This window comes from Cellulophaga fucicola (assembly GCF_900119145.1).
Lineage (GTDB): Bacteria > Bacteroidota > Bacteroidia > Flavobacteriales > Flavobacteriaceae > Cellulophaga > Cellulophaga fucicola.
The window spans coordinates 1-13,894 of record NZ_FPIY01000001.1; the positions used below are offsets into that span (position 1 = coordinate 1).

The following is a 13,894-nucleotide window of genomic DNA, read 5'->3' on the forward strand; positions in this document are numbered from 1 at the left end:
GCAATTAACAAACAATTTAAGGTGGCCATGGCGATGAGGCTCACCCCTTTCCATTCCGAACAGGGAAGTTAAGCTCATCTGCGCCGATGGTACTGCCACTAGGTGGGAGAGTAGGCCGTCGCCTTTTTTCAAAAGCCCTTATCTAACGATAAGGGCTTTTTTTATACCCTAAATTTAAGGATAGTATAGATTACAAGTCATAGTTTATACAAATAGCATCAAAAAAGGCCTAGATATACTCTAGGCCTTTTTTAGTTTATAGAGGGGTATACGCGTGTATAACCAAACTTGCACTAGTTAAATCTATATAAGCTAGTATACAGCATCAGAATAGTAGTAATAGGAGGAGTGAATTGTTTTAATGTGTAGTTTACGGTAGTTAGATTATAGATAATGTATTAATTAGGTACTATTTGTTGTTATTAGCTGTGTATTAATAGGAACTAGTATGAGAATATTATTGAGTTTACCACAAAGAAAAAGGGCTAGAAACATATGTTTCTAGCCCTTTTATTATATACTACTATGTGATATGAAGTTATTCTTCTTCACTACTATTTAATTCTTCTTCTTCCTCTTTATTTTTAGTATTCTCAAGTATGTTAAGCTTCTTTAATTTTGCTTTCCATGTATTTAAAGACTCTTTTTGATTGTTAATATTCTTTAAAACATTTTTAACTAAAGGATTGTCTTCAGAAGCATTTGAGAAAAACTGTAAATTGTTTTCTAACTGACGAATTTCGTTTTTAGATTCATCAATTTTTCTTCTAATAAATAACCTTTCTTTGTAGATTGCATTTTCATTATCGCTAGATGATAACTTTTGAATCTTATCACCATATTTAAGCAACTCTGATTCTTGCTTGCTAATATCTAGTTTTCTAAATATGGCATCTAAAATAGTATTAAATTTATTATTTATATTTTTCTTTTTAAACGGTACGTGTCCGTAGCTTTTCCATTCGTTTATAAACTCCTTAATACTAGCTAAATCTTTAGATCTATCGCCAGAAAGTTGAAACTCTTTTAACTTGTCTAAACAAGCTGTTTTATGTTCTAAATTTTCAAGTTCCTCTTTGCTAGATTGATTTTTTAAAGCGTGAAGTCTGTCAAAATAATGATTACAAGCAGCCTTGAACTCATTCCAAATTTTATCAGAATATTTTCTAGGAACGTGGCCAATTGTTTTCCACTCTCCTTGTACGCGTTTCATTTCTTTAGTTGCAACGTCCCAATCTTCGCTATCTTTTATTTGAATAGCGGTTTCTAATAAAGCTCTTTTTTTATCTAAATTTTCTTGTTGTTCCTTTTTTAAGTTTTTGTAAAAAGCATTTTTAGACTTGTTAAATGTTTTTACTGCTTCTTTAAAGGTTGCCCAAGTTTGTTCGTTAGATTTCTGAGGTACTTTGCCAGCGTTAAAGAATTCTTCTCTTAGAGCTTCTATTTCTTTAATTTGTTTTTGTAATTCTTTATGGTTGCTAGATGTGTTTTCTGATATGGCAATTATTTTTGCTATAATAGAGTTCTTTTTTTCTAAGTTAACCTCGTGAATTTTATCTAGGTCTTTATAATAATCTTGTCTCCTTTGGTGTAATACTTTTGTAGCATTGCTAAATTCTTCCCAGATTAACTCTCTGTGGTCTTTACCTACAGGGCCAATATCTTCTTTCCAGATTTTGTGTAATGTTTGTAATTCTCTAAAAGCTTTGCTAAGATCTGGCTCGTTAGTTAAGGCGTTAGCACGAACTATTAATTTAAGTTTTTCTTCTAAATTATGTTTAAAGTCTAAATCTCTTAATTCCCTGTTTAAATGAAGAAAGTCGTAAAAAATTTCTATATGGTGGTGGTATGTTTTCCAGACATTGTTATAATCTGTCCTAGGAATAGGTCCAGCATTTCTCCAGTTTTCTTGAAGGTCTTTAAAGTTCTTATACGTAGTATTTATATCTTCTTCTACGTTTACAAGACCTTTTAAATCTTCAATTATTTGAAGTCGTTTTTCTAAGTTTTTTTGAAGGTTTTGTTCTAGGTTTTTATAATATTCATCTCTTTTTTCTCTATAATCAGAAAATACTTCGTTAAATTGTCTTTTTGTTACAGAGTTGTATTTAAAGTCAATTTCATTGCCGCCATTAGCTATAAATTCTTCTTTTTTATGTTCAAGAAATTCTTGAAACTTTAAGTCGAATTCATATTTAATACCATCTATGTGTTTTTTAATGGCCTGTACTTTTTCATTCTTTACCAAGCGTTGTAGTTCGCCTACTAAATTTTCCATACTCATTGCATGGTAATCTAATAATGGTATTTCATGCCTTTTTTGATTGTCTTGATCTTCTGCATCTTCTGCATTTGTTTCTTCAATCTCATCTATAATTTCTTTATCATCTTCAACTTCTTCGTTAGATGATGAGTTGTCAAGATCTTCATTTTTTATTTCAGTGGTTTTCTCTGATGTAGTAGTTGCATCAGTAGTTTCTGAATTTTCTTCACCCTCTACATTGTTTTGTAGTTCTTCTTTGCTGTCTTCCAACATAATCTTTAGTATTTGGATTTCTATATAATGGTAATATACTAACAACCAAACAAACTTCAAAACTTAATATGTTTTTTAGCAGTCTTAAATTCTACATTTGGTAGTGGTATTTTTCTTATAATTTGTTATTTTATTACTTTAACTCCCTCTAAGTTTACTCTAGAAACGTGTATGTCATAAGGTATGCCTACTTTATTATAGATATCTTGCATTGCATTGGCTACTTTTTTAGCGTTTTCTTTTCCTTTGCTTAAGGCAAATATAGATGGGCCAGACCCTGAGATTCCACAACCCAACGCGCCAGCTTCTAAAGAAGCACTTTTTACATTGTCAAAAGCAGGTATAAGTATAGAGCGTATTGGTTCTATAATGTAATCTTGTAACGACCGGCCAATTAAATCATAATCTTCAGTATATAAACCAGCTATTAGTCCACCAACATTTCCCCATTGCTTAATACCGTCTGCTAAAGAAATTGTTGTTTTAAGTATTTTTCTAGAATCTGACGTTTTTATCTCTATTTGCGGATGTATAACCGTTGCGTAAAGTTCTTTAGGTGTATTTATTTTTATTATATCCAAGGGATTATAGCTACGAACTAAAGTGAAACCTCCAAATATTGCAGGTGCTACATTATCTGCATGTTGTACACCACTTGCTAATTCTTCTCCTTTCATAGAAAATTGAACAAGTTCTAAATTAGAAAAAGGCTTGCCTAGTAATTGGTTCATTGCCCAAACAGCACCAGTAGAGCTGGCAGCGCTACTTCCTATACCGCTACCAGCTTTAATATTCTTATATATTTCTATCTCAAAACCACCAGAGTAATCTGTTGCAGCTAACAAGGCCAAGCCCGCAACACCAGCAACGTTTTTATGGGTTTCTAATGGTAGGTCTTGACCTTCTAATTTTGTAATTGTTATGCCTTTCTTGGTAGTTTTTCTGATAACCATTTCGTCACCAACACTGTCTAAAGCAACACCAAGAACATCAAAACCACAAGATACATTTGCTATAGTAGCAGGACAAAATACCCTAATTTCGTTTTTCATAATTAAAAGTTTCCAATTCTTATTATATCAGCAAATATACCAGAAGCAGTAACATCTGCTCCTGCGCCAGCGCCTTTGATTATCATAGGTTGGTTAGGATATCTTTCAGTAAAAAATAAAACAATATTATCACTACCTTCTAGATTGTAAAAGTCGTGCCCTTTTGGTATGTGTTGTAAACCAACGCTTGCTTTTCCATTTTCAAACTGAGCGACATACTTAAGTTTGCAATCTTTTTTGTCTGATTCATTAAACATATCTTGGAAAGAATCTTCATTTTTAATAAGAGAGGCAAAGAAGTCTTCGTTATTTGTTGTAGCTAAGCTTTCTTTTGGTAAAAATGGTTTATTAGTTATTTCATCAATATCTAATTTATAACCACTTTCTCTTGCTAAAATTAAAATTTTACGGGCAACATCTATCCCGCTTAAATCTATTTTAGGGTCTGGCTCTGTGTAACCTTCTTCTTGAGCTTCTTTTACGATATCATGAAAAGTAGTAGAGCTACTAAAGTTATTAAAGACAAAGTTTAAACTACCAGATAGTACCGCTTGTATTTTTAATATTTTATCTCCAGATGCAATTAAATGTTTTAATGTATCTATAATTGGTAAACCTGCGCCTACATTAGTTTCAAACAAAAAGGGAGCATTATATTTTTGAGCTAAATATTTTAATTTACTATAGTTATCATATTCCGATGAGCATGCAATTTTATTACAAGTAACAACAGAAATGCTATTGCGTAAATAATCTGCATAAGTCCTAGAGACTACATCACTAGCTGTGTTGTCTATAAAAATGCTATTTCTGTAGTTTAATTCATTTACTTTAGAAAAGAATTTTTCTTTATCAGCTTTATCTCCGCTAGCTAATTGTGTTTCCCAATTTTTTAAAGAGATTCCGTCTTCATCAAAAAACATAGTTCTGGAGTTAGATATACCAACTACTCTAATGTTTAATTTTAAATTGTCTTTAAGGTATTTTTTTTGTTGTTTAATTTGATGTAATAATTTAGAACCAACATTACCAACACCCATAATAAACAAGTTAAGTTGTTTTGTGTTTTCTTCAAAAAATTTCTCATGAAGAGCATTTAAAGCCTTTTTAACATCGCACTTATCTATAACGGCTGAGATATTACGTTCAGATGATCCTTGTGCTATAACTCTAATATTTACGTTATTTTTACCTAGTGTGCTAAACATTTTTCCGCTTAACCCTTGGTGGTTTTTCATATGGTCACCGACAAGAGCAATAATTGCAAGATCATTTTCAACCAAAACAGGTTTAATTTTTCGTAATGAAATTTCGTACTCAAATTCCGAATTAATTGCAGCTTCTGCAGTAGTTACATCATCAGCAGAAATACCAACACAAATTGAATGCTCTGAAGATGCTTGAGTTATAAGCACAATGCTAATTTGCGCTACCGAAAGTACTTCAAAAAAGCGTTTAGATATACCTGGTATGCCAACCATTCCGGAGCCTTCTAAAGATAATAGACTAATATTTTCTATATGACTTATTCCGCGAACCGTTCTCCCGTTTTTATCTAAGTTTTTAGTTATAATTGTACCTTGAGACTCAGGATTAAACGTGTTTTTTATAGCAATTGATATGCCTTTTGCAAGTACCGGTTGTATTGTAGGTGGGTATAAAACTTTAGCCCCAAAATGAGAAAGTTCCATAGCTTCTTCATAAGATATATTAGCTATTGCTTTAGCTTGTTTAACTATTCTAGGATTTGCTGTAAACATACCGCTAACATCTGTCCAAATTTCTAAGTTTTCGGCATCAATGGCAGCAGCAATAATAGATGCTGTATAATCAGATCCGCCACGGCCTAAAGTTGTAGAGTCTCCCTGAGTTGAAGAAGCAATAAAACCACCTAAAACAGTAATTTTGCTTTCTGTGCTATTAAAGAAATTTTTAATTAAGCTATTTGTTTCATTAAAGTTTTTAATTGCAGCTTTACCATAATTGGCATTAGTTTTTATAAGCTCTCTACTGTCTTTGTATGCAGTATTTAAACCTTGGGCTATAAAGTATTCACTAATAATGTAAGAAGATAATAGTTCTCCATAACTTACTATTTTGTCTGATAATTTAGGTGTTATTTCACCAATAAAGAATGCGCCCTCTAATAATGTTTCTAGTATGTTTAATTCGGTTTTTACTTTGCTTAAAACTTTACTTTGGTTGGTTACAGGAATTAGTTCTTTTATGGTGTTTATATGTCTTTCTTCAATCTTTAAAAAGACATCTTTGTAGCTTTTTTGGTGTATAGATGCTAATTGTGCAGCTTCTAATAATAGATCTGTAACGCCACCAAAAGCAGAAACAACCACGGCTGTTTTAGATGTAGATTTTGAAACTATGTCTTTAACTAATTCTATATTTTTGGCATTGGCAACCGAAGTTCCGCCGAACTTTAATACTTTCATTGTAAGATAATTATAGATTTTTTATTTGTATTGAAAAAAATCAATACGTAAAATGGACGTGTATTATATAGCAAATAACCCCATAGGGGTAATTGTTGTGTTAGTAATAACACAAGTAAAAATGGTTGTAGAAAATGTAGTTACGTTGTCCAAAATGTTTATTTAAGCTTTGCTTATTAACGAATCAAATGTAGTACTTTTGTCTTTTTAAACAAATGATTTCTAAAACTTTTACCATTTTAACAGTAAAAGACTAATATTTTTATTGAATGAAGATTTTTACAGGTGCACAAATATACGAAGCTGATAAGTTTACAATTGAAAAACAGCAAATTACAAGTGATGAGTTAATGGAGCGTGTTGCAACTCAAATTTTTAATTGGTTGCATTTAAGATTACAAGGCGCACAACCAAAAATACATTTGTTTTGTGGTATTGGTAATAATGGAGGAGATGGTTTGGCTGTTGCAAGACATTTACAAGAGCACGGCTATAATATAGAAGTATACATTGTAAACTATAATGAAAAAAGAACAGATGAGTTTTTAACAAATCTAAAACGTCTTAAGGATAGAAATATTTGGCCTAATTTTCTTACAGAAGATAACGAGTTGCCGCAAATAGCAAAAGAAGATATAGTTTTAGATGCTATTTTTGGAATTGGTTTAAATAGAGCACCTGTTAGTTGGGTTGCAAAATTAATGAACCACATTAATAATTCACAAGCATTTATATTAGCGGTAGATGTACCTTCTGGTTTATTTTTAGATAAGGTAGTAACAGATCCAAACGCAATAATACATGCAAACCATATATTAACATTTCAATCTCCTAAATTGGCTTTCTTTTTGCCAGAAACAGGTATTTACTTTAATCAGTGGGAGATTTTAGATATTGGTATAGATGCAGAATATATAGCTAAGACAGAAACTGAATTTGATTTAGTAAGTAAAAATGAAGTTTTACAGTTATACTTACCAAGAGAGAAATTTGCTCACAAAGGTACTTATGGTCATTCTTTAATAATAGGTGGTGGTTATGGTAAAGTAGGAGCTACAATATTAGCCTCAAAGGGTGCTTTAAACTCGGGTAGTGGTTTAGTATCTGCTTATTTACCTAGGTGTGGTTACATACCAATGCAAACAGCAATGCCCGAAGTTATGGTGCAAACTTCTAAATCTGATGAGCATATAACGGATTTTAATTTTGATATAAAAGCAACAGTTATAGGAATAGGTCCAGGTTTAGGTCAGCATAAAGAAACAGTTGAAGCTTTTTCTAAATTTTTAGAAACAAATACAACACCTTTGGTTGTAGATGCAGATGCATTAAATATTTTATCAAATAATAAAAAACTATTAGAATTATTACCAGAAGACAGTGTGTTAACGCCGCATCCTAAAGAGTTAGAGCGTTTAATAGGTGAGTGGAGTAATGATTTTGATAAATTAGAAAAAGCAAAAGCTTTTTCTGGACAATATAAGTGTGTGCTAGTTATAAAAGGAGCACATACCATAACACTATATAAAGGAAAAGGATTTATAAATACTTCTGGAAACCCAGGAATGGCTACAGCTGGTAGTGGAGATGTTTTAACAGGAGTTATTACAGGTTTTATAGCGCAAGGATACTCGCCAGTTATTGCTGCCGTATTTGGTGTTTACTTGCATGGAAGTGCTGGTGACTTGGCGGTAGAGAGTTTAGGGTATCAATCCTTAACAGCGTCTAATATTGCTAATACTATTGGTGGGGCGTTTATAGAATTATTTAGAAGACCTGAAGCTCCGCAAGCACAAGAGCAACAACAAGCATAATATATTAGTTATAGTAAGGCTTACAGAAACTATTCTTTAGTTTTTGTAGCCGATGCTGTAGCTAACCTTCTTTTTACCCAAGTTAATGCATTTGAGTATTCTATAAAAAACTTCATTGGTTTTTTGTAGAACATTTTTTCAATTTTAAAGTTGTGCATATCTATTTCTTTTACAGAAACAATTGCGAGTGCTTTAAGGTTTTCTAAACCTCTTACAAAATTATAAACTGTTGGATCTATAGCGTAAGAATTTTTACGTAGACTAATGTATCCAAAATCTCTATCTCTAAAATGTATTTCTGAAATGCCAATTATTTGAAAAGTTTTTTCTAATGTAATAGTAGTTCCTTCATCAAAAGAAGCTACCATATAATTGTCATATATGTATATTCTTCCAGACTCTAATTGATATTCTTTAACAATTACAGCCTTTTTGGTTTGCCCCATTTTCATATTCTGTATGTAATAAATAGTGTTCGGGCGCTAAATTAAATTTATGTTAAGATAATTAGAAAAAAACTAGATAAAAGGTTAATATATCCTTTAACAGTTGGTAAAAACAAAATATTGTTTTGTTTTTATTGCCTATAATGCGATTTAATAAAAAAGGAGCCAATGAAAATTGACTCCTTTTTGTTTATTTGCTTATAATTAAATTTATGCTTCAGAAGCTTTGCCTTCTTTTTCAATTTTAATAGTAAGCTCGTTCTTTTCATCATTTAAATCCATAAAAATGCTATCTCCTTCTTCTAGCTTAGAATTTACTATTTCTTCTGCTAATGCATCTTCTATGTATTTTTGAATAGCTCTTTTTAGTGGTCTTGCACCATATTGCTTGTCAAAACCTTTATCTGCTATATAGTCTTTAGCTTTTTCTGATAAGTTAAGGTTGTACCCTAAATCGCTAATTCTACTGTATAGTTTTTTAAGCTCTATATCTATGATTTTGTGAATGTCTGCTCTCTCTAATGGGTTAAAGACAATAACGTCATCTATCCTATTTAAAAATTCAGGAGCAAATGCTTTTTTAAGAGCATTTTCTATAACACTTTTTTGATGAGAGTCTGCTTGTGCTTTTTTAGCAGATGTACCAAAACCAACACCTTGTCCAAAGTCTTTTAGTTGACGTGCACCAATGTTAGAAGTCATAATAATGATTGTATTTCTAAAATCTATTTTACGACCTAAGCTATCTGTTAAGAAACCATCATCTAGAACCTGAAGCATCATATTAAACACATCTGGATGTGCTTTTTCTACTTCGTCTAATAAAACTACAGAATATGGTTTTCTACGTACTTTTTCAGTTAATTGACCACCTTCTTCGTAACCAACGTATCCTGGAGGTGCACCAACTAATCTTGAGATAGCAAATTTCTCCATATACTCACTCATATCAATACGAATAAGAGCATCTTCAGAATCAAACAACTCTTTAGCTAATACTTTAGCTAATTGCGTTTTACCAACACCAGTTTGTCCTAAAAAGATAAACGAGCCAATTGGCTTGTTAGGATCTTTAAGTCCAGCTCTGTTACGTTGTATAGCTTTAGAAACTTTAGCAACAGCATCATCTTGACCAATAACATTACTTTTAATAAGGTTAGGTAATTCTGCTAATTTATTAATTTCTGTTTGTGCAATTCTGTTAACAGGTATGCCACTCATCATAGAAACAACATCTGCTACATTGTCTTCGGATACAGTTTCTCTATGTAATTTGCTTTCTTCTTCCCATTTTTCTTGAGCAATAGCTAAATCTTTTTCAATTCTTTTTTCGTCGTCTCTAAGTTTAGCAGCCTCTTCATAACGTTGTTTTTTTACAACGGTATTTTTTAGTACTCTAACATCTTCTAGTTGTTTTTCTAACTCTAAAATTTGTTTAGGCACGTCCATATTAATTATATGTACTCTAGAGCCAGCTTCATCTAAGGCATCAATAGCTTTGTCTGGTAAAAAACGATCTGTCATATAACGGTTCGTTAATTTAGCACAGGCAATAATAGCCTCGTCTGTATAATTTACATTGTGGTGCTCCTCATACTTACCTTTAATGTTTTGTAAAATCTCTATTGTTTCATCTACAGTAGTTGGTTCTACAATAACCTTTTGAAAACGACGCTCTAATGCACCATCTTTTTCTATGTATTGTCTATACTCGTCTAAAGTAGTTGCACCAATACATTGTATTTCTCCACGTGCTAATGCTGGTTTAAACATATTAGAAGCATCTAAGCTTCCTGTTGCACCGCCTGCGCCAACAATGGTGTGTATTTCATCAATAAAAAGAATAATATCATCATTCTTTTCTAGTTCGTTCATAACAGCTTTCATACGCTCTTCAAACTGACCACGGTATTTTGTGCCTGCAACTAAAGAAGCTAAATCTAGTGTTACAACACGTTTATTGTATAAAATTCTAGATACTTTTTTGTTTATAATACGTAAAGCTAAACCTTCTGCAATGGCACTTTTACCAACACCAGGTTCGCCTATTAAAAGAGGGTTGTTCTTTTTTCTTCTACTTAAGATTTGCGAAACTCTCTCTATTTCTTTTTCTCTACCAACAACAGGATCTAATTTGTCTTCCTCTGCCATTTTAGTAAGGTCTCTACCAAAGTTGTCTAAAACAGGAGTTTTAGATTTTTTGTTAGATTTAGGACCTCCGGTAGTAGCGCCAAAGTTTTCTTTTTCATCATTATCACTACTGTCAGAGTCACCAGGAAAAGATTCTGCTCTTGGTGTGTCTATAAAGTCTTCATCTTTAGTGATAATAGATTTAAATTCGCTTTTAACGTTATCGTAATCTACTTTTAGCTTATGTAAAAGTTTTGTAGTTGGGTCGTTTTCGTTTCTCAAAATACATAATAATAAGTGCGCTGTATTAATAGAAGAACTTTGAAAAAGTTTAGCTTCTAAAAAAGTTGTTTTTAATGCGCGTTCTGCTTGCCTAGTCAAGTGCAAGTTTTTTTTATCTTTTTGCAGATTGTCAGAATTAGGGTTTGCAGGGCTCAGTATTTCCACCTTGCGTCGCAAATGATCTAAATCTATCTCTAATGCATCTAATATGTTAATTGCTTTTCCGTTTCCGTCTCGCAATAAGCCAAGCATTAAGTGCTCGGTACCTATAAAATCGTGCCCAAGTCTTAAAGCCTCCTCTTTGCTATACGCAATTACATCCTTTACTCTAGGTGAAAAATTGTCATCCATAAATTAATCCTTAATCAATTATAAAAGTAATAAATCTATTTCTATATAAGGCAAATACTGTTCCTATATTCGTTAAAGTTGGAATATTTGTCGAAAAAATAAGGTTGGACTACCATATTTTAAATAATTATTAACTATTTGCCTATTAAAAAGTGTTAATAAAAAATGTATTAAAGTGGGGTAATTGTGCTTTTCTCGTAATGATTTTATGTATATTGGCATCAAATTTTTAATCAAATAGTATATAAGATTTTAATATGGCAGAAGGGGAAAAAATTATTCCAATAAACATAGAAGACGAAATGAAATCTGCCTACATTGATTATTCAATGTCGGTTATTGTATCACGTGCTTTACCAGACGTAAGAGATGGTTTAAAGCCTGTACATAGGAGGGTTTTATATGGTATGCATGAGTTGGGTGTTCGTTCCAATAGTGCGCATAAGAAATCTGCCCGTATTGTGGGTGAGGTTTTAGGTAAGTATCACCCACACGGAGATACTTCTGTATATGACTCTATGGTGCGTATGGCTCAAGAATGGAGTTTGCGTTATATGCTTGTAGATGGTCAAGGTAACTTTGGTTCTATAGATGGTGATAGCCCGGCAGCAATGCGTTATACGGAAGCACGTATGCGTAAAATTGCCGATGACATGTTGGCAGATATAGAAAAAGATACAGTAGATCATCAACTAAACTTTGATGACTCTTTAAAAGAGCCAACAGTTTTACCAGCAAGAATTCCAAACTTATTAGTAAACGGTGCCTCTGGTATTGCAGTAGGTATGGCTACAAATATGCCACCACATAACTTAACAGAAGTTGTAGATGGTACTATTGCATATATAGATAATAATGATATTGAGATAGACGAGTTAATAACACATATAAAAGCTCCAGATTTTCCTACTGGTGGTATAATATATGGTTATGATGGCGTTAGAGAAGCCTTTAAAACAGGTCGTGGACGTGTAATGATGCGTGCTAAAGCTACTTTTGAAGAAGTTCAAGGTAGAGAATGCATTGTTGTTACAGAGATACCATACCAGGTGAATAAGGCTGATATGATTAAGAAAACAGCCGATCTTGTTAACGATAAAAAAATAGAAGGTATTTCTACTATTAGAGATGAGTCTGATAGAAACGGTATGCGTATAGTTTACATCTTAAAAAGAGATGCTATACCTAATATTGTACTTAATACCCTTTATAAATATACTGCATTACAAACGTCTTTTAGTGTTAACAACATTGCACTAGTAAAAGGTAGACCACAATTACTTAATGTTAAAGAGATGATTCACTATTTTGTGGAGCATAGACATGAGGTTGTTGTACGTAGAACCGAGTTTGAACTTAAGAAAGCAGAAGACAGAGCGCACATCTTAGAAGGTTTAATTATTGCGTCTGATAATATAGACGAAGTAATTGCTATTATTAGAGGTTCTTCTAATGCAGATGAAGCTAGGGAAAACTTAATTGAAAGGTTTAAACTTTCTGAAATACAAGCCAAAGCAATTGTAGAGATGCGTTTGCGTCAATTAACAGGTCTGGAACAAGACAAGTTAAGAGCAGAGTACGACGAAATTGTTAAAACTATTGCAGACTTAAAAGATATTCTTGCTAATCAAGAGCGTAGAATGCAAATTATTAAGGATGAGCTTTTAGAAGTTAAAGAGAAATACGGAGACGAAAGAAGATCTGAAATTAATTTTGCAGGTGGCGATTTAAGTATAGAAGATATGATACCAGATGAGCAAGTGGTAATTACCATTTCTCATGCAGGTTATATTAAACGTACCCCTTTAACAGAATATAAAACACAAAATAGAGGTGGTGTTGGGCAAAAAGCATCATCAACTAGAACAGAAGACTTCTTAGAGCACTTATTTGTTGGTACAAACCATCAGTATATGTTGTTCTTTACACAAAAAGGAAAATGTTTCTGGATGCGTGTTTACGAAATACCAGAAGGTAGCAAAACATCTAAAGGTAGAGCAATACAAAACCTTATAAATATTGAGCAAGATGATGCTGTTAAGGCATTTATTTGTACACAAGATTTAAAGGATGAAGAGTATGTAAATAGTCACTATGTAATTATGGCGACTAAAAAAGGTACCGTTAAAAAGACATCTTTAGAGCAATATTCTAGACCACGTTTAAATGGTATTAATGCCATAGGTATTAAAGATGATGATGAGCTACTAGAAGCTAAATTAACAACTGGTACTAGTCAAATATTCCTAGGTTTAAAATCTGGTAAAGCCATTAGATTCGAAGAAAGTAAAACAAGACCAATGGGTAGAAATGCTTCTGGTGTTAGAGGTATTACACTTGCAGATGATAATGACGAGGTTGTAGGTATGGTATCTGTACATAACTTTGATGATGACATTTTAGTAGTGTCTGAGAAAGGTTACGGTAAGCGTTCTAGTTTAGAAGATTATAGAATAACAAATAGAGGAGGTAAAGGAGTTAAAACTATCAGTGTTACCGATAAAACAGGTGGACTAGTAGCAATTAAAAATGTTACTGACTCTGATGATTTAATGATTATTAATAAATCTGGTATTGCAATACGTATGGGTGTAGAAGATCTACGTGTTATGGGTAGAGCAACGCAAGGTGTTAGGTTGATAAACATAAAAGGTAAAGATTCTATTGCGGCTGTAGCTAAGGTTATGAAAGACGAAGAAGCAGTTATAGAAGACGAACTTGCAGATGGTGAAGAAGCTATTGAAGGTGAAGCTCTAGATATTACAGAAGGAGAAGGTACATCTGAAGATGGCACGGCTCTTGATAATGATACTACCGAATCAGAAGAATAAATTTT

7 protein-coding genes and 1 rRNA gene are annotated in these 13,894 nt (G+C 32.5%); 3 read left to right on the forward strand and 5 right to left on the reverse strand.

The features are described 5' to 3' along the window. Window positions 1-17: 17 nt before the first annotated feature. Window positions 18-127, forward strand: a 5S ribosomal RNA gene (gene rrf / locus BT107_RS00005). Window positions 128-538: 411 nt separating this feature from the next. On the opposite strand, the gene BT107_RS00010 is transcribed toward rrf, so the two are convergent. The 3 genes from BT107_RS00010 to thrA all read right to left on the reverse strand — a co-directional run bounded on the left by BT107_RS00010 (window position 539) and on the right by thrA (window position 6,035). Next, window positions 539-2,536, reverse strand: a complete 1,998-nt coding sequence (locus BT107_RS00010; RefSeq protein WP_072301717.1) for a DUF349 domain-containing protein — start codon at window positions 2,534-2,536, stop codon at window positions 539-541. A 125-nt stretch (window positions 2,537-2,661) separates the two neighbouring features. Next, the gene (locus tag BT107_RS00015) at window positions 2,662-3,588 is read right to left on the reverse strand and encodes a homoserine kinase (protein WP_072301718.1); all 927 of its coding nucleotides are present in this window, start codon (window positions 3,586-3,588) and stop codon (window positions 2,662-2,664) included. 2 nt (window positions 3,589-3,590) lie between these two features. Continuing rightward, window positions 3,591-6,035 carry a bifunctional aspartate kinase/homoserine dehydrogenase I gene (gene thrA / locus BT107_RS00020; protein ID WP_072301719.1) on the reverse strand — a complete coding sequence of 815 codons (2,445 nt, stop codon included), beginning with the start codon at window positions 6,033-6,035 and terminating at the stop codon, window positions 3,591-3,593. 269 nt (window positions 6,036-6,304) lie between these two features. Here thrA and BT107_RS00025 point away from each other — a divergent pair, with 269 nt between their 5' ends. Next, window positions 6,305-7,849, forward strand: a complete 1,545-nt coding sequence (locus BT107_RS00025; RefSeq protein ID WP_072301720.1) for a bifunctional ADP-dependent NAD(P)H-hydrate dehydratase/NAD(P)H-hydrate epimerase — start codon at window positions 6,305-6,307, stop codon at window positions 7,847-7,849. Between the two features lie 29 nt (window positions 7,850-7,878). Here the strand turns inward: BT107_RS00025 and BT107_RS00030 are convergent, their stop codons facing one another. Continuing rightward, window positions 7,879-8,301 carry an STAS/SEC14 domain-containing protein gene (locus tag BT107_RS00030; RefSeq protein ID WP_072301721.1) on the reverse strand — a complete coding sequence of 141 codons (423 nt, stop codon included), beginning with the start codon at window positions 8,299-8,301 and terminating at the stop codon, window positions 7,879-7,881. 204 nt (window positions 8,302-8,505) lie between these two features. Further along, window positions 8,506-11,058, reverse strand: coding sequence for an ATP-dependent Clp protease ATP-binding subunit (locus BT107_RS00035; protein WP_072301722.1), 2,553 nt, complete (start codon window positions 11,056-11,058; stop codon window positions 8,506-8,508). A gap of 257 nt (window positions 11,059-11,315) precedes the next feature. On the opposite strand from BT107_RS00035, the gene gyrA reads away from it, so the two are divergent. Continuing rightward, window positions 11,316-13,889 carry a DNA gyrase subunit A gene (gyrA, locus tag BT107_RS00040; RefSeq protein WP_072301723.1) on the forward strand — a complete coding sequence of 858 codons (2,574 nt, stop codon included), beginning with the start codon at window positions 11,316-11,318 and terminating at the stop codon, window positions 13,887-13,889. The last annotated feature ends 5 nt before the right edge of the window (window positions 13,890-13,894 follow it).

Coding starts and splice junctions, on each gene's coding strand:
- BT107_RS00010 (WP_072301717.1), bottom strand. CDS start 2,536: ATGTTGGAAGACAGCAAAGAAGAACTACAAAACAATGTAGAGGGTGAA.
- BT107_RS00015 (WP_072301718.1), bottom strand. CDS start 3,588: ATGAAAAACGAAATTAGGGTATTTTGTCCTGCTACTATAGCAAATGTA.
- thrA (WP_072301719.1), bottom strand. CDS start 6,035: ATGAAAGTATTAAAGTTCGGCGGAACTTCGGTTGCCAATGCCAAAAAT.
- BT107_RS00025 (WP_072301720.1), top strand. CDS start 6,305: ATGAAGATTTTTACAGGTGCACAAATATACGAAGCTGATAAGTTTACA.
- BT107_RS00030 (WP_072301721.1), bottom strand. CDS start 8,301: ATGAAAATGGGGCAAACCAAAAAGGCTGTAATTGTTAAAGAATATCAA.
- BT107_RS00035 (WP_072301722.1), bottom strand. CDS start 11,058: ATGGATGACAATTTTTCACCTAGAGTAAAGGATGTAATTGCGTATAGC.
- gyrA (WP_072301723.1), top strand. CDS start 11,316: ATGGCAGAAGGGGAAAAAATTATTCCAATAAACATAGAAGACGAAATG.